The organism is Halomonas sp. BC04, from assembly GCF_000568385.1.
In genome coordinates this window covers 1-19,464 of sequence record NZ_AZQX01000176.1, presented here as the reverse complement: position 1 = coordinate 19,464, position 19,464 = coordinate 1, and the positions used below count along the sequence as shown (strand labels likewise).

19 protein-coding genes and 3 pseudogenes are annotated in these 19,464 nt (G+C 61.0%); 10 read left to right on the top strand and 12 right to left on the bottom strand.

The features are described from left to right. From Q427_RS12435 to Q427_RS12425, 3 genes are all read right to left on the bottom strand, one after another. Positions 1 to 661: VIT1/CCC1 transporter family protein (locus tag Q427_RS12435; RefSeq protein ID WP_051496326.1), on the bottom strand; the 661-nt coding region annotated here is incomplete at its 3' end. Between the two features lie 43 nt (positions 662 to 704). After that, positions 705 to 1,145, bottom strand: coding sequence for a hypothetical protein (locus Q427_RS12430; RefSeq protein ID WP_043514287.1), 441 nt, complete (start codon positions 1,143 to 1,145; stop codon positions 705 to 707). 115 nt (positions 1,146 to 1,260) lie between these two features. Then, positions 1,261 to 1,521, bottom strand: coding sequence for a hypothetical protein (locus tag Q427_RS12425; RefSeq protein WP_043514281.1), 261 nt, complete (start codon positions 1,519 to 1,521; stop codon positions 1,261 to 1,263). Positions 1,522 to 1,637: 116 nt separating this feature from the next. Between Q427_RS12425 and Q427_RS33995 the strand changes: the two genes are divergently transcribed. Beyond that, complete coding sequence (locus tag Q427_RS33995) at positions 1,638 to 1,817, top strand: hypothetical protein (RefSeq protein ID WP_155833551.1); 180 nt, start codon at positions 1,638 to 1,640, stop codon at positions 1,815 to 1,817. Between the two features lie 257 nt (positions 1,818 to 2,074). After that, positions 2,075 to 2,620, top strand: a complete 546-nt coding sequence (locus tag Q427_RS12420) for a YaeQ family protein (protein ID WP_043514280.1) — start codon at positions 2,075 to 2,077, stop codon at positions 2,618 to 2,620. A 40-nt stretch (positions 2,621 to 2,660) separates the two neighbouring features. Here Q427_RS12420 and Q427_RS12415 read toward each other — a convergent pair. Further along, a pseudogene (locus tag Q427_RS12415) lies at positions 2,661 to 4,365 on the bottom strand (potassium/proton antiporter). A gap of 146 nt (positions 4,366 to 4,511) precedes the next feature. On the opposite strand from Q427_RS12415, the gene Q427_RS12410 reads away from it, so the two are divergent. Then, on the top strand, positions 4,512 to 5,774 hold the full coding sequence (locus Q427_RS12410; RefSeq protein ID WP_081785973.1) for an ABC transporter substrate-binding protein: 1,263 nt from the start codon (positions 4,512 to 4,514) through the stop codon (positions 5,772 to 5,774). A gap of 14 nt (positions 5,775 to 5,788) precedes the next feature. Here the strand turns inward: Q427_RS12410 and Q427_RS12405 are convergent. The 3 genes and pseudogenes from Q427_RS12405 to Q427_RS12395 form a co-directional block, all read right to left on the bottom strand. Next, positions 5,789 to 6,570, bottom strand: a pseudogene (locus tag Q427_RS12405) (alpha/beta fold hydrolase). Between the two features lie 24 nt (positions 6,571 to 6,594). Further along, a complete protein-coding gene (locus Q427_RS12400) occupies positions 6,595 to 7,266 on the bottom strand; it encodes a 7-cyano-7-deazaguanine/7-aminomethyl-7-deazaguanine transporter (protein WP_043514278.1) in 672 nt (223 codons plus the stop codon). A gap of 182 nt (positions 7,267 to 7,448) precedes the next feature. Beyond that, positions 7,449 to 9,358 (bottom strand): annotated as a pseudogene (locus Q427_RS12395) (propionyl-CoA synthetase). Between the two features lie 362 nt (positions 9,359 to 9,720). On the opposite strand from Q427_RS12395, the gene Q427_RS12390 reads away from it, so the two are divergent. Continuing rightward, positions 9,721 to 10,041, top strand: coding sequence for an ArsR/SmtB family transcription factor (locus tag Q427_RS12390; protein ID WP_043514277.1), 321 nt, complete (start codon positions 9,721 to 9,723; stop codon positions 10,039 to 10,041). 13 nt (positions 10,042 to 10,054) lie between these two features. On the opposite strand, the gene sohB is transcribed toward Q427_RS12390, so the two are convergent. Next, on the bottom strand, positions 10,055 to 11,095 hold the full coding sequence (sohB, locus tag Q427_RS12385) for a protease SohB (RefSeq protein ID WP_043514275.1): 1,041 nt from the start codon (positions 11,093 to 11,095) through the stop codon (positions 10,055 to 10,057). Positions 11,096 to 11,242: 147 nt separating this feature from the next. On the opposite strand from sohB, the gene Q427_RS12380 reads away from it, so the two are divergent. Beyond that, positions 11,243 to 11,554: an SCP2 sterol-binding domain-containing protein gene (locus Q427_RS12380; RefSeq protein ID WP_043514274.1), complete on the top strand. Its 312-nt coding sequence runs from the start codon at positions 11,243 to 11,245 to the stop codon at positions 11,552 to 11,554. Between the two features lie 54 nt (positions 11,555 to 11,608). Here Q427_RS12380 and nudC read toward each other — a convergent pair whose 3' ends face one another. The 4 genes from nudC to Q427_RS12360 form a co-directional block, all read right to left on the bottom strand. Continuing rightward, a complete protein-coding gene (gene nudC / locus Q427_RS12375) occupies positions 11,609 to 12,385 on the bottom strand; it encodes an NAD(+) diphosphatase (protein WP_043514272.1) in 777 nt (258 codons plus the stop codon). Further along, a complete protein-coding gene (dnaQ, locus tag Q427_RS12370; RefSeq protein WP_043514270.1) occupies positions 12,385 to 13,146 on the bottom strand; it encodes a DNA polymerase III subunit epsilon in 762 nt (253 codons plus the stop codon). Before dnaQ ends, nudC begins: the two co-directional genes overlap by 1 nt. Positions 13,147 to 13,156: 10 nt before the next feature. Continuing rightward, complete coding sequence (gene rnhA, locus Q427_RS12365) at positions 13,157 to 13,648, bottom strand: ribonuclease HI (RefSeq protein ID WP_043514268.1); 492 nt, start codon at positions 13,646 to 13,648, stop codon at positions 13,157 to 13,159. Between the two features lie 243 nt (positions 13,649 to 13,891). After that, positions 13,892 to 14,428 carry a class I SAM-dependent methyltransferase gene (locus tag Q427_RS12360; protein WP_231613666.1) on the bottom strand — a complete coding sequence of 179 codons (537 nt, stop codon included), beginning with the start codon at positions 14,426 to 14,428 and terminating at the stop codon, positions 13,892 to 13,894. A gap of 212 nt (positions 14,429 to 14,640) precedes the next feature. Between Q427_RS12360 and gloB the strand changes: the two genes are divergently transcribed. The 5 genes from gloB to Q427_RS12340 form a co-directional block, all read left to right on the top strand. Beyond that, positions 14,641 to 15,408 (top strand): hydroxyacylglutathione hydrolase, encoded by a 768-nt coding sequence (gloB, locus tag Q427_RS12355; protein WP_043514266.1) that lies wholly within the window; start codon positions 14,641 to 14,643, stop codon positions 15,406 to 15,408. Between the two features lie 69 nt (positions 15,409 to 15,477). Beyond that, positions 15,478 to 16,272, top strand: coding sequence for a transglycosylase SLT domain-containing protein (locus Q427_RS12350; RefSeq protein WP_331280627.1), 795 nt, complete (start codon positions 15,478 to 15,480; stop codon positions 16,270 to 16,272). Positions 16,273 to 16,310: 38 nt separating this feature from the next. Next, positions 16,311 to 16,628 (top strand): LysM peptidoglycan-binding domain-containing protein, encoded by a 318-nt coding sequence (locus tag Q427_RS36275; protein WP_331280626.1) that lies wholly within the window; start codon positions 16,311 to 16,313, stop codon positions 16,626 to 16,628. A gap of 110 nt (positions 16,629 to 16,738) precedes the next feature. After that, positions 16,739 to 18,574 carry an extracellular solute-binding protein gene (locus tag Q427_RS12345; protein WP_043514263.1) on the top strand — a complete coding sequence of 612 codons (1,836 nt, stop codon included), beginning with the start codon at positions 16,739 to 16,741 and terminating at the stop codon, positions 18,572 to 18,574. 50 nt (positions 18,575 to 18,624) lie between these two features. After that, a partial coding sequence (locus tag Q427_RS12340; protein ID WP_043514260.1) for an ABC transporter permease subunit occupies positions 18,625 to 19,464 on the top strand: 840 nt, incomplete at its 3' end.

Sequence of the window (19,464 nt, the reverse complement as noted above, 5' to 3'; positions counted from 1 at the left end):
TCCAAACCGGCTTGAAAACGACGGGTATCAAGCACCCACCCCTTGATCCAGCCGATACCGAACAGCGCCAGGCTGTTACCACGCCACTGGCAACGAAGTATTCCGCACCGCTGAGATAGGGAACCAGAAAGGGTAACAACGGTAGCGCCCCGACGCCCATGAACACGGAAAAGGTGGCGCAGCCGGCTTTCCAGGCAGTCGGTCCGTCAAGGGCCAGGCCATACTCCTCCTTGATCATGGTATCCACCCACAGCTTGCGATCTGCGCAGATGGTTTCAACAATTGTCTCGAGAGCATCGTCGCTGAACCCCTTGGCACGAAAGATCTCGCGAATCTCCTCTCGCTCACCATCCGGCACGAGGTCGACATGTTGTTCTTCCTGGCGGCGTAACCGCTCTCTCGCTTCTTCGTCACTCTTTACAGCCTGGTAGTTGCTTACCCCCATGCTGAGGGCATCGGCCACCAGGCTTGCAACACCCAGTACAAAGGCGATCATGCCGGGGAGCCCTGCCCCTGCGACACTGGCCACCACGGCGATGGTGGTCACGCAGCCATCAATCCCGCCAAGGATGGCATCCCGTAGATAGCTTGAACCGTGCCCATCACGTAGCCGCCTGCGAATATCCTCCTTGTCATGACTGTGTTCAAGACTCGCTTTCATTGATCTTCCTTCTCTTGAAGGCCGTAGCGCATTGTCACGACTCTCACGTCATTGGCACTTCGGGTAACTGCCTGCCGACTTCCACTTCCCAGTCGACATCCTTGTTTGCCGCCTCATATGCCAGCTGTTCAGCTTCGCTGAGTGGCAATACACTCCCCTCATCATCGACCAGCTCAATGCCCTCCATTTCGAGCCTGCTGTCACCGGCCTCGCTGAAATCGATATAGAAGTCATGGGCATCCTCCAGCGACTCCTTGCCACCCTGAGCCGTCCAGTCGAAGAGATAGGAAATTTGCGGAACGGCCTTCGCCCGAAGCAGGCAAGTGCCGGATAGCCAGGAGATGTACTGGGTTGTCATGGCCGGTTCGCCATCACCATCCAGGCCCACCGGTTCCTCGAACTTGTCCAGCTGATGCTCGCCAACCTCGATTTCATCGACGATCCATTCCAGTGCCTCGAACTGCTGTAGCGTGATGGTGCGCATCTCGCTGCCCTCCATCGGTTACCAATAGCCTCACCTCGGCGCAGCCCGATCAAGTGCCAGGCTTCACCCTCATTACCCTTACCCTAGACCAAGGTGGGCAGGAAGAGGACGCCTCTCAGTTGGCAAACATCATCACGCTGGCGGGAGCAAAAAAGAGGACGTAACCAACAGCCATTCCGATTGCCGCTTCGGCGACACCGAAGACTCTCCCAACCACCGCCCCGATCAGGGCAAGGATCGTGGGTACCAGCATGCCGCCAAAGGCGATGAAGAGATCATGGTGCGCATGGGGGGGCCATTGAATGACCATGAAAAGGAAAGTGCCTAACACCTGACCAATGCCTATTGCAGCCCACTGTCTGCCGGTCAACCACATGTACGCGCTCCTTCGGCGGCCTATCCCAAAGGTTACGCAATGCAGTTGAGCAGGAAGAAAACACCGGGATTCAGGCAAGGGCCAGCAATGCGCCTTGAATCGACGTGGGAATATCGATGCCGCTGATTAGCCTGCCAGGGAAGCCGCTCCTAGAATATCAGCATCAAGAGGCCGATAACGACGATCAGGCCAATGAGAAAGATGACGCCGGCAGTGCTGGCCAGGAACTTCAACATGATTACCTCCGTGTATTGACGTTTTCCATATGGCTATATTGCGGCTGGCAATGCGTGTGACTCCCTCCAGACATTACATAACTTGGTGGAGGCTCACCTTCTAATTACGTGGATTGTTTTTTGCTTACTTCCTGACACTTTATGCAGCGCTAAAGGAAGAATCGACAGGGGAAACATACTTGTTATTTCACCTGCATTGCAAGTCTTTGCTGCTATGGCCCGGCCTCTTTCGTCGTCTTTTTCAATGGCACTGAACGAGAACGGCCCAGGAGTATGGCATCATGGGGGGCATACCCCGAACAAGGCAGTCAAGACACATGGCATCGAAGGCAACCATTCACAAGGCCCAGTTACAGATCGCTGACATGGATCGGCACTACTATGCAGACCACTCCCTGACCGTGGCGCGCCACCCGTCGGAAACCGATGAACGCATGATGGTGCGATTACTGGCATTCGCTCGCCATGCGGACGAGTCACTGGCCTTCGGCCGTGGCCTCAGTACCGATGACGAACCGGACCTGTGGGTGAAGGATCTAACCGGCGCCATCGAACACTGGATTCAATTGGGCCAGCCTGACGAAAAGGACATTCGCAAGGCCTGTGGCCGGTCCCGCCAGGTCACGCTTTATACCTACAGCGGGCATGGCGCATCGCTCTGGTGGGAACAGCACCACACCAAACTGGCCACCCTCACCAATCTGACGGTGGTAGATGTGGATTTCGGATCGGTTCAAGCGCTGGCAACTCTGGCGGCAAAAAGCATGTCACTGAACTGCACCATTCAGGATGGCATGCTCTGGCTGGCGAGTCCGGAGCAGTCGGTGGAGGTTATGCTCACTGAACGCCAGCGGGCGACGTGAAACGGCACCAGCCTTGCCGCTTCATCATGGCGCACTGCCGTCAGTAGAGCCTCAGACCGACGCGCGTTACCTCATTGCCCTTCATTTCGCTCACCACCCAGTGGATGCCGTGCCAGTCCACGTCGTCACCGACGACCGGGTGGCCGCCGACCCTCAGGGAGACGAACTCCCCCAGGGTCATGTCGCTCTCCCCGGGACTCAGGGTCAAGCCATAGACCCCTGCGATGTCGCGCATCAGCGCCGCACCGTCGAAAGTGAAGGTGCCAAAGAAGGCACGCTCCTGCTTGAGCTTGGCATCGCCACTGAAGAGGCGATTCAGCGCCGGCAGGTCGTCGCTGCGCCCGATCACGCAGATGACATCGCCCAGCTTGAGTCGGGTGCTGCCCTTGGGGTGCAGCATGGCATGCTGTCGAAACAGCGCCGAGATGACCGCGCCGGAAGGAAAACGCAGCAACCGTATCGGCACGTCGTCAAGATCCTGATTATCGACCTTGTAGACGAACATTTCGTAGTCGTTTTCGGGCAGAATGCCCAGCGGTCCACGGTGGTTGGGCGTTACTCCCACCGGGATCTCGACTCGCATCCAGCGGGCCATCCACGGCAGCGTCCCTCCCTGTATGAGCAGTGACATCAAGACCACGGCGAAGGCGACGTTGAAGTAGAGCGACGCGTTCTCCACCCCGCCGATCACCGGAAAGATCGCCAGCACGATGGGGACCGCGCCCCGCAGTCCCACCCAGGAGATGAAGCCGATCTCCCGCCAGCGAAACTTGAAGAAGGGCTTGACGGTAACCAGCACCGCCAGAGGCCGAGCCACGAAGATCAGTGCCAGGCTACCAGTGACGCCGGCAGTGCAAACTCCAGCAGTCCGCTGGGACTGACCAGCAGGCCAAGAATGAGAAAGAGACCGATCTGGCTCAGCCATGCCAGACCGTCATGAACGGGGAGGATGAAGTTGAGGTGGCGCCCTGGCTGATTGCCTATCATCAAGCCGGTCAGGTAGATCGCCAGGAATCCACTTCCCCCCAGGAAGCTGGTCAGGCCAAAGACGCAAAAGCCCAGCGCCAGGGCCAGCAGAGCGTACAGACCCGGTGCCAGATCCAGCCAGCGCAAGAGCTTGCCGCTAAGCCAGCCGGCTCCCAGGCCGATCAGCAGCCCCAGGCCAAACTGGGTAACCAGGAAAAGCAGCGTGGACGACACGCCCCGGATGTCGCCCACCAACACCTCGACCAGCAGCAGGGTCAGGAAGATCGCCATGGGATCGTTGGTACCGGACTCGATCTCCAGCGTGGCGGCGACCCGTTCATTGAGATGGACACCGCGCCCGCTGAGCATCGAGAAGACCGCAGCCGCATCGGTGGAACCGACGATCGCTCCCACCAGCAGACCCTGGACGAGAGTGAGATCGAATACCCACATCGCGATGATGCCGACCAGGGCGCTGGTGACGAAGACGCCGAATGTCGCCAGCGACAAGGCCGGCTTGAAGGCTACCCGAAAGGTCTTGAGGCGCGTGCGAAGCCCCCCGTCCAGCAGGATCATGGCGAGGGCCAGGTGTCCGATCACGAAGCCAGCGAGTAATCGTCGAACCGGATACCCAGCACCCCCTCCTCGCCGGCCAGCATCCCCAGGCCCAGGAAAATCAGCAACAGGGGCAATCCGACCATGGAGGAGAGTCGGCTGGCCAGCACGCTGAGAGCGATCAGAAAACCACTCAACAGAAAAAGGGTATTGATGGTATCCATAGGAGCCCCAAGGCGCTGAGCCCATCATTATGACACGCCCGGCAAGGATGAGCAGCGGTCGCCGTCGCTGGCCTTCGGCCATCCGGCAAGGCTAAACTGGCTCTTCGCCGATTGATTGCTACCGCCGCTGGAGACGCACCCATCCCATGGCTAGATCCTATCGATGGTTCGCCGTACGCGCTCTGGTCCCGATGGCCGTGTCGTTGACCCTCACATCACTCCCGCTCCTGGCCGATTCTTCATCGGAGCTCTCAGAAGCACTGGACGTGCCGCCAATGTCGCTGGAAACCGACGTCAGTCTCCCTCCCCCGGCCTTCTATCGGGCTGAAGCCCTGGCCCAGGACGAGCCGACTCCACACGTTCAGCTACCGCCGCTTTTCGAAGGACCCTCCTTCATTGAATTGTTCCTTCCACAAGAGGCCACGACGGCCGATGATGCCGAAGGTGCCGAGATACCCTCCGTCGCCAGCACGCCTGCCGAGCCGATCGTTCCGCCACCACTTACCCCCCTCGAGATTACCCTGGACTGGTACCTCAACCCCCAGCATGCCGCCCTGCTGGTGGCACGGGAGAAGGGGATGTTCGTTCGCCGGGGGCTGGATGTCACCCTGGTCAGCCCCGCGGACCCCAATGTGCCGGCCAAGCTGTTGGCGGCCGGCAGGACCGACCTGGCGGTTGGCCGGCAACCCCAGCTACACCTCCTGGTGAACAAGGGGCTGCCATTGATTCGTGTTGCCACGCTCATCGGCACACCCATGGCGGGGCTGTTACTGCGCGCCCCCCTGGTCGGCGACAACGGTGAACTCAGCCTGGAAGGTGTACACCTCGGTTATACCGACCTCGATGGACGCGACATCCTGCTCTCGCGGTTGCTGGCCCACGTGCTGACACTGGAGAAAGGGCTCGACCTGGTTGACGCACGGGACGTCCACTATTCAGCGAGGGACACCATAAGGGAGGGTGTGGTCGACGGGGCGATGATCAACCACCGCTTCCTGCTGCCAAGACAACTGCTGGATGAGGGTGTCGCTTCCCATTTCCTGGGGGTCGAAGAGCATGGTATCCCTAGTCATGACGGCCTGATCCTGATGGCTAACCGGGACAAGCTGAACGGCAACAAGCGCGAGGCCATACGCGCGCTTGTTGCGGCCATCGAGGAAGCCACCCTCTGGATATTCAACCATCCAGAGCGGGCCTGGGAGCTGCTGTCAGCATCGGAGCCGGCACTGGATGACCCGGCGACACGAGAGGCGTGGAGTCAGGTTTTCCCCCGCCTCTCGCCACAGCCAGCCGCCGTGGACCATGGACGCTATCACCGTTTCGAACAGTACCTGCTTGAAGCGGGAGTGTTCGAAACCACCAGTCCCCTGGAGCGCCTAGCCATCGACCTCGGCGCCATTACGCCCTGAGCCCCTTTCCTGGATCAAACCTCCTGCGCATCGAGGAATTCGCTTACCGCCGCCTGGAAGGCCTCGGGCTGCTCCGCATGCAACCAGTGCCCCGCCCCTTCCAGGGTCCTGATCTCGGCTCGCGGCAAGACGCCGCGCAGTGCCGGCAGCATGTCGTCAGTGACGTAGTGGGAGTTGCCCCCGCGCAGTACCAGCGTTGGCCCATCATAGGCACCCTGGCCTGCTGGCGCCTGCATGATTTCATCGTAGCCGGCCTCGATCTCGTCGAGACCGATACGCAGCTCGAGACCGCCAGTCTCGCCACGCTGAAGATTAGTGGCCAGGAAAAGGCGCGTGGCACGCTCCTCGACGTGCTCGGCCAGCATCTCATCGGCCTCACGGCGGTTTCCCGGCTTGCCTTCCTCCAGGCGGCGAAGCCCGGCAAATACCGCACTGTGACCATGGCCATAGGCCTGGGGCGCAATATCGGCCACGATCAGGGATGCGACACGCTCCGGAGCCAGCCGCGCGAGCGTGATAACCACTTTGCCGCCCATAGAGTGTCCCAGCAGGTGGGCACGCTCGATCCCGAGCCGATCCATAAGGGCCAGTAGATCCTGCGCCATCTCTGTGTAGCTCATTCCCTCGACATGGGGGATCGGCCATGGTTGCGAAGGTCCACGGCCACGACTCGCCGGTGCTCTTGCCACTGCTTGACGTGGGAACGCCAGTTATCGGCACTGCCCAGCAGGCCATGCACAACGAACAGCGGCGTCCCTTCGCCACCGGTATCCAGGTAGTTGAGTTCGACAGTCATCGGGCCTCCAGTGCCGGGTTCTAGTCAAGCACGCTGCGGTGCCAGGTCCTGCTGGCCAGTGAGCGTCACCAGCCGGCGACTCAGCCAGGCCAGCAGCACGCCGTAAAGCGGTAGGAAAAACAGCAGGCTGATGCCAAGCTTGATCACATAGTCCACCGTGGCTATCTCGACCCAATTGGCCGCCATGAAGGGGTCGGGGCTGCGGTGGAAAGCCGTGGCGAAGAAGACCGCGGTATCGGCCAGGTTGCCAAAGACAGTCGATATGGCCGGCGCCACCCACCAGGATTTCAGCCCGAGTAGCCGATCGAACACCTGCACATCAAGCAACTGGCCCAGTACGTAGGCCAGGAAACTCGCCAGGGCGATCCGCGCCACGAACAGGTTCCACTCGCCCAAGGCCTCCACGCCGGCAAAGCCACCCCGGGGAAATACCACCGATACCACATAGGAGATCAACAGTGCCGGCAGCATCACGCGCATGACGATGGCACGCGCCGCCTGCTTGCCAAACAGCCGCACGGTCAGGTCGGTGGCCAGGAAGATGAAGGGGAAGCTGAAGGCACCCCAGGTCGTATGAAACCCGAACAGGGTGAAGGGAAGCTGAACCAGATAGTTGCTGGCGGCGATAATCAGTATATGAAATGCCACCAGCAGCAAGAGGCAGCGACGGTACTGGGTTTCGTTCAACATGAACATCGGCTGGTCCTTTTTGACGACCCGCCGGGCGGCGTCGTGTCACTGCAGGGCGAGGGGTGAGGGAACCCTCGGAAAGGCGCGGATTATACGCAGGATGGCGGGCGCTAGCCAATGCACCTGCCGTCCAACGCAACGACGCCACCCAATGGGTGGCGTCGTGCCGATGGTCAAAGTCGCACGACTCAGACCTGGCGAGCCTCATGGGCCGCACCCACCGAGCGATCCTTCATCGCATCGTGAACATCCTGCAGACTGGCCGGGTCGTCTATGGTCGAGGGAACGCCGTACTCCTTGCCATCGGCGATATTGCGCAACAGCTTGCGCAGTATCTTGCCGGAGCGCGTCTTGGGCAGGCGGTTGACCACCAATACCTGCTTGAAGCAGGCGATGGGCCCGATCTTCTCGCGCACCAGGCAATCAGTTCGTTTTCCAGCGCAAGCTCGTCGCCATCGAAACCATCCTTGGGAATCACCAGGCCCACCGGCACCTGCCCCTTGAGTGCATCATGGATGCCGATGACGGCGCATTCGGCAACGGCCTTGTGCGCTCCCACGACCTCCTCCATCTCGCCGGTCGAGAGGCGATGGCCAGCGATATTGATGACGTCATCGGTGCGCCCCATGATGAACAGATAGCCATCCTCATCGAAATAGCCACCGTCACCGGTCAGGTAGTAGCCCGGGAAGGCGGCCATGTAAGCACTATGAAACCGCTTCGGATCGCCCCATACGCCCACCAGGCAGCCGGGCGGCATGGGCTGCTTGATTACGACACTCCCCTGCTCCATTGGCTTGGCCCGTTCACCCTCGCGGTTGAGAATCTGCACGTCGAACCCGGGAACCGGTACCGTGGCACTGCCGGCCTTAGTCGGCATCGGATCCAGTCCGTGGAGGTTGGCGGCGATGGGCCAGCCGGTCTCCGTCTGCCACCAATGGTCGATCACGGGAACGTCAAGCAGGTCGTCAAGCCAATGAAACGTCGGTGGATCCAGCCGTTCACCGGCCAGAAACAGCGCCTTCATGCAGGAAATGTCGTACTGCGCCAGCAACTTGCCGTCCGGGTCCTCCTTCTTGATGGCACGAAAGGCAGTGGGAGCGGTAAAGAAGCTCTTAACGCCATACTCGCTGATCAACCGCCAGAAGGCGCCGGAATCCGGGGTCTTTACCGGCTTGCCCTCGTAGACCACTGTGGTACAACCACGCAGCAGTGGGGCGTAGACGATATAGGAGTGCCCCACGACCCAGCCCACGTCCGAGGCAGAAAAGAATACCTCACCGGGCGCCATGTCATAGATCGTCTCCATGGAGTAGTGGAGTGCGACAGCATAGCCGCCGGTGTCGCGCACCACTCCCTTGGGCTTGCCGGTGGTGCCGGATGTATAGAGGACATAAAGCGGATCGCTGCCCTTGACCGGCACACACTCGGCCGGCTCGGCTTCCGCCACCAGCGCTGCCCAGTCGTGATCGCGATCGCCAAGCTCGGCGAGCTGCTGCTCGCGCTGAAAGATCACGCAGGCATCCGGCTTGTGCTCGCTCTGTTCGATGGCGGCATCGATGATCGGCTTGTATGGAATGACACGGTCCACCTCGATGCCGCAGGAGGCCGCCACGACGACCTTGGGCTGGGCATCGTCGATACGTACGGCCAGCTCATGAGGCGCAAAGCCGCCGAAGACCACCGAGTGCACTGCCCCCAGGCGCGCGCAGGCATACATCGCCATGAGGGCCTCGGGCACCATGGGCATGTAGATGACAACCCGGTCGCCTTTCTGGACGCCGAGGTCTCGCAGCGCTCCGGCAAAAAGCGCCACCTGGTCGCGCATGTCACGGTAGCTCAGCGTTCGCTTGCTGTCGGTAACCGGAGAGTCCCACAGGACAGCCGGCTGCTCTCCTCTCCCCTGGTCCACATGATGGTCCAGTGCCGCATGACAGAGATTCAGCTCTCCGTCGACGAACCAGCGCGCATGCTGCTGGTCGTCGTAGCTGAGAATGGTCGTGGGCGGCGTATACCAGGGAATGCGTCGAGCCTGCTCGGCCCAGAAGGCTTCAGGTTGTTCGATGGAGCGGTTGAATTCGTTGGTATAGGTTGTCATGAGCGTCCTGTCCGACACGAAGTTGCCTGGGATTGTTGACACTTTAGAGGGTTCGCCAAGAATTTCCTTCATACCATCGGCTAATCAGCCCCGGAAAAGGGGCCATTCCGACTCCATTGTTGACAATAACGGCGCCTTTACCCGACCTGCATCAAGACTTCGTTGATTCGACGTTTGACAGTTAATGGGCCACTATCAATGATAACTAAATGAGCAATGCCATAAACCACGAAGGGCACTGTCACACCCCTGCCTCCTGCCACAGCCTGCTGGATGGCTGTTGTCGCAGGCCGAGGTAGCCGTCAGAAGCAGCCTGCCCAGGCCTGCAACGCAGCCGGGCAGCCAAACCCGGGGAGATCGACATGAGCACCTCGCACAACAATGCATCCCGCCTGCTCGAAGCCGGCGATGTCGCAATCGACCAGGCCACTGCCCTGCTGAAGGCACTGGCCAATGACAATCGATTGCGCATTCTCTGCCTGCTCGATGATTCTGAACTGTCGGTAACCGAACTCAACCAGCGCCTTTCACTGAGCCAATCGGCCCTGTCTCAGCATCTCGCCATCCTGCGTCGGGAAGGTCTGGTGACAACACGAAGAGCCTCTCAGACCATCTACTACTCCCTTCAGGGCGAACAGGCGAAAGCGCTGATCGAGACTCTGGTCAGGCTGCAGCAACTATGACCGGCAACACGGCTCAGCGTTTCTCCCAGCGCCCAGCATCGAGTCGTTCCATTACCCGGTCGATGCCACCCTCGACCCCTTTCGATATGGCCATGCCGAATCGTTCGCCCACGGGATGCCGCGCCTCCAGCCGCATGCTGATCACCCGCGCATCCTCCATGCGTGACAGCAGGTACGCCTCGCTGGTGCCCAGGCCATCGATCAGTCCCTTGTCGAGGGCATCCCGACCGTACCAGGTTTCACCGGTAGCGACTGACTCGATGTCCAGCCCAGGACGACGCTCGGCGACATGCGACTTGAACAGGTGATGGATGTTTTCCAGGTCCGCCTGAAACTTCTGCCTGCCCTCTTCGGTGTTTTCGCCGAACACCGTCAGGGTTCGCTTATACTCCCCGGCCGTGAGCAGCTCGACATCGATATCGTGCCGTTTCAGGAGCCGGTGAAGGTTGGGCAGCTGCGCCACCACGCCAATGGAGCCCAGAACCGCAAAGGGAGCCGCGCGAAGATGGTCGGCGGCACAGGCCATCAGGTAACCTCCGCTGGCCGCCACCTTGTCGACACAGACCGTGGTCGTCAAACCCGCATCCCGAAGCCGGTCCATCTGGGCCGCGGCAAGCCCATAGGCGTGCACCAGCCCGCCGGCTGACTCGAGGCGCACCACCACCTCATCCCCTTTTGAAGCGGCGGCAATGACGGCCGATATCTCTTCTGCCAGTCGCCCCACCCCCGATGCCTTGATATCACCGCGAAAATCCAGCACCCAGACCGTCTGCCGGGTAGCGCCCTGCTCCTTGCGCCCCTGACGCCCCTCTGTCTTGTCATCACGCCGAAACGCCTTGAGCAGCCGCTTGCGCGCCCCCGGCTCACTGGCAGCGAGGGCGAGCCGCCGCCGCCGATACTCATGCCGGCGGTTGAGTTCCTCGATACGCATCCGCAGGCGATCACCACTTTCACTTCTGGCCCGGGCCACGATGACCACCACAACCCCCACCAATAGCAGTAGAATCGTCAGTTGGGCCGTGAAGCGCCCGATATCCAGCAGCCACTCGTTCACGTTACTCTCTCCGCTTCCTGGTTGGTCGATTCATACTGACGTTGCCCGCCCTCCGGTACAATGGCCTTGATTAAAACATTCGTTTGAAATACTCTCACAATTAGTGCCTTACTCCTCCCTTGACCCCTACGACAGAGGAAACCTCGCATGTCCAGCAACACCTTCGACAAACTGCAGGATCGATTCGACCCCCAGGCCGCCAAGGGAATGGATGACATCTTCCAGTTCCATTTCAGCGATAACGGCAGCCACTACCTGATCATCAAGGATGGCAGCCTCGCCATTGAAGAGGGTGAACACGATGATCCCTCGGTCAGCCTGAGCATGAGCAGCGATACCCTGAAGGGTGTGATGAATGGCGAGATCAACGGCATGACCGCCTTCATGACCGGAAAGCTCAAGGCGACCGGTAACGTCATGCTGGCGACCAAGCTGACGAGCCTTTTTCCAGCACGCTGATCCGGCACGAAACGACAGACCGATGCGGGCCGCCACATGGCGGCCCGCGCGTTTTCAGCGGGGGCTGCCCTTTACCTCGCTAAGATGCGTCTCGATCAAGGCACGCGAAATCGAGTAGGGAGGCGGCAGTTGGGGCAGCCGTTCTGGCATGAACCAGGCGGCATCGGCTATCTCGATGCCATCGATGCGAATGTGCCTTGTCGCGGCTTCGGCGAAGAATCCCAGCATCAATGCATGGGGAAACGGCCAGGCCTGGCTGCGGTAGTAGCGTATTCGACCCACCGTGAGCCCCACTTCCTCGAAAATCTCCCGATGAACGGCCTCCTCGGCAGACTCGCCCGGCTCGATGAAGCCGGCCAGCGTGGAGAAACGCCCGGGAGGAAAGCGAGGACTCCTGGCCAGCAACATGGCATCGCCATGGGTCACCAGGGTAATAATGCAAGGGGAAATCCTGGGGTAGTTACGGAGCCCGCAAGCCTGGCAATGCATGGCAAATTCGGCATCCAGCCGCGCCGCACCGGCGCCACATCGCCCGCAGAACCGATGATCGCGCAGCCAGGACGACACCTGGAGTGCCGTGGAGAGCAGCGGAAACCAGGATTCGGGCAGCCTGGCCATCCACTGCCTGCCGTCCAACCAGCCCTCACCTGCCTGGTCTTCCACTGACAGGGCCACCGGTTCGTCGTGCCAGTAGCATAGCGGCTGCATGGCCGACGTCCACGCCTGTACGCTCTGCAGGGGAGATCCATCCGCTCCCGGTTCGATATGACCAGAGGCGATCCGGATGACCCTGCCAGCCACCTCATCGAGCGGCAGTTCGCGGCGCAGCATCAGCTGGACTTTTCCACCCGGTCACTCGCCGAGGCGAGCGCATCCCAGTGGCAGGACCCAGCGGCTTGACGGATCTGCGCGAGCTTGGCCTCGTGAGCGGCCAGCTCCTCCACGCCAGGGCGCAGCACGCTCAGGCTGCTTGCCGACAGCGACAGGCGTCGAATCGATAACCCTCCGGCCATGGCGTCATCGCCACTCCGCTCTTCGGCATCCAGCGTCAGGGCGGTCTGGCCGCCGGTCATCGCGAGGTAGACCTCGGCCAGGATCTCGGCATCCAACAGGGCACCATGGAGCACCCGACGACCATTGTCGATCTCATAGCGCTTGCACAGCGCATCGAGGTTGTTGCGCTGCCCCGGGTGGCGATCGCGGGCCAATCGCAGAGTGTCCAGGATGGTGCAATGCTCAGCAACCGGGCCCAGCTGCGGCTCACCACGCTGGGCATTCAGCATCATCAACTCGTGATCGATGAACCCCACATCGAAGGGCGCGTTATGAATCACCAGCTCGGCACCACCGATGAAGTCCCAGAACGCATCGGCGATATCGGCGAAGACCGGTTTGTCGTTCAGGTCGTCGTTGGTGATGCCGTGCACCGCAATAGCTTCGGCCTCGATCTCCCGCTGCGGATTGATGTACTGGTGGTAGGTCTGGCCGGTGAGGCGACGGTTGACCATCTCCACGGCACCGATTTCTATCAGTCGATGCCCTTCCTTCGGATCGATACCGGTTGTTTCAGTATCCAGAACAATCTGACGCATGATTCTTGACTCACGATGGTTTGGTGACGACGCCCGGCTTGGCCCTGTGGGCATCGATGGCGGCATTGGCCAACGCATCGGCCCGCTCGTTGCCCGGATGACCGCTATGCCCCTTCACCCAGTGCCACTGCATCTGGTGTCGGCTGGCCTCTGCCAGAAGCTCTCGCCATAGCTCGGCATTCTTGACGGGCTGCCGGTTGGCCGTCTTCCAGCCCCGCTTCATCCAGCCATGGATCCACTCGGTAATACCCTTCCGCAGGTATTCGGAATCGGTCCAGAGCTCGACCTGGCAAGGCTGTTTGAGCTCACGCAGGGACATGATGGCCGCCATCAACTCCATACGATTATTGGTGGTATTGGCTTCGAAGCCTTTGAGGGTTTTTTCGTGCCGGCCGCTGGTCAGCACCGCCCCCCAGCCGCCCGGCCCCGGATTTCCCCGGCATGCCCCATCCGTGTATATGGTGACGCTAGGTAACGACTTGGCCTGTTCAGTATCACTCAACCTCGGTAGTCCTTTTACTCGGTTCTTCGACGGCGGGACGGCCGATCCGGGAAGCATGGCCCAGCGAGTTGCCACCCAACGCTCCACCGAGTCGTAGGCGAGGGCGCTGAATCTGGGCCAGCTTGGTGCGACGTCGCGCGCGAATGATATAGCTGTCCCCCAACGGCACGTTATGCCGTCGCCCCAGGGTCTCCAATGTGGCGTTGCCCGGCATTCTGCCAGGGAGATGAAAACCGCAGTAGTCTACCCGCTCGATTCGGAAATCGACAAATGCCAGCCAATCGCGAAGTTTGGCCGGTGTTCGCCACTGCCCACGCCACGGCTGCCGGCGCCGGCGGCCGGCGAGAGTCGTGACAGGCCGGCCACTCCCAGCGGGGCCCAACCGAAAATGATCAGGCAACCCTCGTCGCTGGTAAGCCGAGCGGCCTCATGCAACAGTCGGTGGGGGTTCGGGACGATCTCCAGCAGGTGGTGAATGATCACCAGCTGCAGACTTTCATCAGGCAGCGCCAGGGCATCGGGAGGGCAGACCAGGGTCGACGGCAGCTCGGCCAACTGGACGGTCGGCGCCCAGCGCATGCTGTGATGAATGGGCGACATATCGGCCAGAGCGGGCCCCATGCCGAGCTCCAGGCTGTGGAGCCCATGCATGCGCTCACAAACAGGCCCCAGGCAGGCACGCTCGGCACGCCAGTGAGCGACGCCATCGGGACTCGACCAATAGCGACGTCCTTCCTGGAACAGTTGAGCCAGCGCCAGCAGATCCTGTGAATTTGACATTGGCTACAACACCCTCCATTATCACCGGTTTTGCAGGCAACTTACAGTAAGATGGCAGCGTTTCGCCGCCATGCAATGGCCCTCGGCTATCGCGTGCATCACTGTCCTGAGCATTGGAACGATGCCATTGCATTGATGTTGCGCGGCTTTCAACAACGTGGTTCCTTGCCCTGCAACACACCGGTTGACGACGCGACGAGGACGTTAGGCCTATGCTGAGCGTGACACCGATTCCTGCTTTTGGCGACAACTATATATGGCTAATGCGCCAGGACACGAGCCCCGATGTCTGCATAGTGGACCCCGGCGATGCCGCCCCGGTCATCAAGACATTGGAGCGGGACCAGTTGAATCTCACCTGCGTTCTCATCACCCATCATCACCATGATCATGTCGGTGGCCTTGCCGAACTCATCGAGCGCTACTCCCCTCATGTGATCGGCCCGCACAACCCACAGATAGCAGGCATCGACGAACGCGTGGGTGAGGGCGACACCTGCCGTGTCATGGGACGCCTCTTCGACGTCATGGAAGTGCCGGGCCACACACTGGACCATATTGCCTTCTTCACCGCCGGCATCCCCCCCCTGCTGTTCTGTGGCGATACGCTGTTCTCTGCCGGCTGTGGTCGACTTTTCGAAGGCACACCGGAACAGATGCACAACTCCCTGCAGGCTATTGCCAAGCTGCCCGACGACACCCTGGTTTTCGCCGCCCACGAATATACCCAGGCCAACCTGGCATTCGCCAGCGCCGCCGATCCGAACAACCCCGAGGTGGCAACGGCATTGCACGAGACACAGCGAGCCAGGGCGCTCGACCGGCCCACCCTGCCCAGCAACCTGGGCCGCGAGAAAAGGATCAACCCTTTTTTGCGCTGCGCTGACCCCGCCGTCCGCGCGGCCGCCTCGCAGCACGGCGATACCGATACCGACCAGGCCACCTTTGCCACCTTGCGGGCCTGGAAAGACAATTTCTGATTTCGACGCATCCCATGGAAGCCTGGCGGCCCTACCGTCACGCCGCCTCAGCGACCTGAAGGAGAACGCATGACATACCTGACCGCTCGACGAAAGGTCATTGGCCTCGTCAGCAGCCTGGCTCTGCTCGGAGCACTGGCTGCCGGCACACAGAGTCAGGCTGCTCCCCACCCCGGAGCCAGCGACACGCTTTCGACGGCACACTTCTGGAACGATCTGCAGCTGGAATTCCTCCCTGGCGACACCTGGGAGAGACTGCGTGACAACCTGCAGTGGCTGGATCGTAGCCATGATGCACGCGTCCAGCACTGGATCGAGCACTATCGCGCCAATCCATCCAACGTGACCGAGATCATCGAGCGCGCTCGCCCCTGGCTAGCCTGGATCAATGAGCAGGTGGAAGCACGCGGCCTGCCGGGCGAAATCGCCTTGATCCCCTTCGTGGAGAGCTCCTTCGATCCCACGGCCCGCAGTCATCGCGGTGCCGCCGGGCTCTGGCAGTTCATGCCCGGCACGGGAGACGCCCTGGGGCTGAGTCGGCGCAATGGCTTCGATGGCCGCCTTGACGTGGTGGCCTCCACCGCGGCCGCGCTGGATTATATCGAGCTGCAAGCCGAGCAGTGGTATGAGGGCGACCTCGAACTCTCCCTTGCTGCCTATAATGCAGGGGCCGGCACAGTGAACCGGGCACGACACGCTGCCGGGGCACGGGGTGAGCCAACGGACTACTGGCACCTCCAGCTGCCAAACGAAACCATGAACTACCTGCCCAAGCTCAATGCCATCTCTGCCATCATTGCCGATCCTGACGGCTACGGCATCGACCTGCCGGAAATCGACGACACCCCGGCCTTCGCAAGGTAACGGTGGAGGCGCCGATCGACCTCGGTCAACTGGCGACCATGACGGGCGTGGGCCGGGCCGAACTGTCGGCACTCAACCCAGCCCTGACCAATGGCAGCGCTCACCCCGCCACCACTGACGTGGTCCTGGTGCCAGTCGAGTACGAAGAAGCTGTCCTGGCCCATCTTGCGACTCCAGCACCGCCGAACACCGGGGCGGAGCAGCATATCGTCACACGTGGCGACAGCCTGTCGTCCATCGCTGCACTGCACGGCAGCAGCGTGGAAGAGATCCGCCAGCACAACGGGCTCAACGGAGACTTGATCCATGAAGGTCAACGCCTGACCATTCCACGGCGCAGCCTGGCCGCTCGTTGACACCTGGCGTCGTGAAATTCGCCGGGACAGGTTTACAAGCAACGGAAGGACTGACACCTTAAGGCGGCACCCCCTGCCTGCCATGGCATGTTTCAGCAAGGATGTCATCGATGCGGTTCGTCATGCGTTGCCTCTTCTTAGCGGTACTGGCCACGAGTTGGGTTTCGTCGACACTGGGTGACGAACACGAAGCCACTCCCACGGTTCATGGGCTTGCCCTCTACGACGAGCCGGCACTGGGTGAAGACTTCACCCACTTCCCCTACGTCAATCCGGATGCCCCCAAGGGGGGCAGCCTGACCCGTGCCGCCGTCGGCAGCAGTTTCGACTCGACCAACCCCTTCATCATCCGCGGTACGCCGGCCATCGGCATCGGCGAAATCTACGACACCCTGCTGGTGGAAAACGTCGACGAGCCATTCACCGTCTATGGCCTCCTGGCCCGCGGGATGCGGCTCGACCCTGACCGATTCTGGATCGAATTCGACCTTCGTACCGAGGCCCGATTCCACGACGGCGAACCCGTGACCGCCGAAGACGTGGTATTCAGCTTCAATCTGCTGGTGGAGGAAGGCAATCCCTTCTACCGCGGCTACTACGCCGACGTAGAGAGCGTCGAAGCCCTGGACCGCCATACCGTGCGCTTCGAGTTCGCCACCAACCACTCCCGTGAGCTCCCCTTGATCGTCGGCCAACTGCCGATCCTGCCGAAGCATTACTGGGAAGAGCGCGACTTCAGCGCGCCAACCCTGGCACGCCACCCCGGCTCCGGCCCCTATCGCCTCGCCGAGGTCGAACCCGGCCGCCGCATCGTCTATGAGCGAGTGCCGAACTACTGGGGCGCCGAGCTACCCGTCAATCGGGGCCGGCACAATATCGACCGCCTGATCTACGATTACTATCGAGACCGCGATATCGCCTGGGAGGCCTTCAAGGCCGGGGTCATGGACTATCGTACCGACGCCCGTGCCGCCACCTGGGCCATCGGTTATGACTTCCCTGCCTACAACGACGGCCTGGTCAAGCGAATCACCGTACCGGACGGCCAACCTTCGCGCATGCAAGCCTTCGTCTTCAACCTGCGGCAGGATAAGTTTCAGGACGTTCGCGTTCGCGAGGCTCTCAATCTCACCTTCGATTTCCCCTGGCTCAACGCCAACCTCTTCTACGACTCCTACAGTCGGACAGAGAGCTACTTCCAGAACTCGGAGATGGCCGCCGCAGGGCTGCCGAGCGAGTCGGAACTCGCTTTGCTGGAGCCGCATCGTGACGACCTGCCCGAACGCATCTTCGATAGTGAGCTGCCCATCGACCACCCGACCGAGCTGCGTGAACGCCTGAGGTTGGCCTATGAGCTTCTGCTGGAGGCGGGCTACGAGGTACGGGATGGGGTCCTGGTCGACGGCGAAAGCGGCCGCCCGCTATCCATCGAGGTCATGCTGTTCGACAGCGGCCTGGAACGGGTCGTGCAACCCATGCTGCGCAACATGTCGCGCCTTGGCATCCAGGGAAGCCTGCGCATCGTCGATATCAACCAGTACCTCAACCGGTTGAGAAGCTTCGACTTCGAGATCATCACCGGGCAGTTTCCCCAGTCAAACAATCCCGGCAACGAACAGCGCGAGTTCTGGACCAGCGACTTCGCCGAAAGCCCTCAAAGCCGGAACCTGATGGGCCTGCAGGACCCGGTGGTCGATGAACTGGTTGAGAACCTGATACGGGCCAACAGCCGCAGCGAACTCAACACGGCCGCCCGTGCCCTGGACCGGGTGCTATTGTGGAACTTCATCACCATCCCCCATTACCATTCGGGCGAGACGCGAATTGCCGTCTGGGACAAGTTCGGCTATCCCGAGCCATTCCCCAGGTACGGCTTCGACCTCTCGACCTGGTGGGTCGATAGCGAGCGGGAAGACGATATCAACCGTCGTCTTCGCCGTCGCTAGGCCGTGCGGGGACTCACTGTCAATGCTGCTTTCACAAGGATAATCCTATCGTGAGCCGCTACATCCTGCGCCGACTGCTGCTGATGATTCCCACCCTGATAGGAATCATGCTGCTCAACTTCATCATCGTGCAGGCTGCCCCGGGGGGCCCAATCGACCAGATGATGGCCCGCTTCGAGGGCATGGATGCCATGGCCAGCACCCGCCTGGATGCCGGCGGTGGTGACGTTGTGGTACGGGATGAATCACGCGGCGCTCGCGGCGTCGACCCACGCTTCATTGAACAGCTCGAGCAGCAGTTCGGTTTCGACAAGCCCGCACACATCCGTTTCCTGGGGATGATGCGCGACTACGCCACCTTCGATTTCGGCAACAGTTTCTTCCGCGACCGACCGGTCGTGGAATTGATGATCGAACGATTGCCGGTATCGATATCGCTTGGGCTCTGGACCACGCTACTGGTCTACCTGATATCGATTCCGCTGGGCATCCGCAAGGCACTGCATCATGGCTCCCGGTTCGATGTCTGGACCTCCGGGCTGGTGATCGTGGGCTATGCCATCCCCGGCTTCCTGTTCGCCATTCTGCTCATCGTGCTGTTTGCGGGTGGCAGCTACTGGGACCTGTTCCCTCTGCGCGGCCTCACCTCACCGGATTTCCACGAACTCTCCACCTGGGGCAAGATCAAGGACTATTTCTGGCACATCACCCTACCGGTGGTGGCCATGACCATCGGCAGCTTTGCCACCCTGACGATGTTGACCAAGAACAGCTTTCTGGACGAGATACACAAGCAGTATGTACTCACCGCCCGAGCCAAGGGCGGCAGTGACCGGCGGACGCTCTATGGCCATGTCTTCCGCAACGCCATGCTGATCATCATTGCCGGA

Bases quoted from the DNA above. Each gene is read 5' to 3' on its own strand.
- Q427_RS33995 (WP_155833551.1), top strand. From the start codon at position 1,638: ATGCCGCTGATTAGCCTGCCAGGGAAGCCGCTCCTAGAATATCAGCAT.
- Q427_RS12380 (WP_043514274.1), top strand. From the start codon at position 11,243: ATGTCCAGCAACACCTTCGACAAACTGCAGGATCGATTCGACCCCCAG.
- Q427_RS12345 (WP_043514263.1), top strand. From the start codon at position 16,739: ATGCGGTTCGTCATGCGTTGCCTCTTCTTAGCGGTACTGGCCACGAGT.
- Q427_RS12420 (WP_043514280.1), top strand. From the start codon at position 2,075: ATGGCATCGAAGGCAACCATTCACAAGGCCCAGTTACAGATCGCTGAC.
- Q427_RS12360 (WP_231613666.1), bottom strand. From the start codon at position 14,428: ATGTCAAATTCACAGGATCTGCTGGCGCTGGCTCAACTGTTCCAGGAA.
- Q427_RS12350 (WP_331280627.1), top strand. From the start codon at position 15,478: ATGACATACCTGACCGCTCGACGAAAGGTCATTGGCCTCGTCAGCAGC.
- Q427_RS12430 (WP_043514287.1), bottom strand. From the start codon at position 1,145: ATGCGCACCATCACGCTACAGCAGTTCGAGGCACTGGAATGGATCGTC.
- dnaQ (WP_043514270.1), bottom strand. From the start codon at position 13,146: ATGCGTCAGATTGTTCTGGATACTGAAACAACCGGTATCGATCCGAAG.
- Q427_RS12400 (WP_043514278.1), bottom strand. From the start codon at position 7,266: ATGTTCATGTTGAACGAAACCCAGTACCGTCGCTGCCTCTTGCTGCTG.
- Q427_RS12390 (WP_043514277.1), top strand. From the start codon at position 9,721: ATGAGCACCTCGCACAACAATGCATCCCGCCTGCTCGAAGCCGGCGAT.
- Q427_RS36275 (WP_331280626.1), top strand. From the start codon at position 16,311: ATGACGGGCGTGGGCCGGGCCGAACTGTCGGCACTCAACCCAGCCCTG.
- Q427_RS12425 (WP_043514281.1), bottom strand. From the start codon at position 1,521: ATGTGGTTGACCGGCAGACAGTGGGCTGCAATAGGCATTGGTCAGGTG.
- nudC (WP_043514272.1), bottom strand. From the start codon at position 12,385: ATGCTGCGCCGCGAACTGCCGCTCGATGAGGTGGCTGGCAGGGTCATC.
- gloB (WP_043514266.1), top strand. From the start codon at position 14,641: ATGCTGAGCGTGACACCGATTCCTGCTTTTGGCGACAACTATATATGG.
- Q427_RS12410 (WP_081785973.1), top strand. From the start codon at position 4,512: ATGGCTAGATCCTATCGATGGTTCGCCGTACGCGCTCTGGTCCCGATG.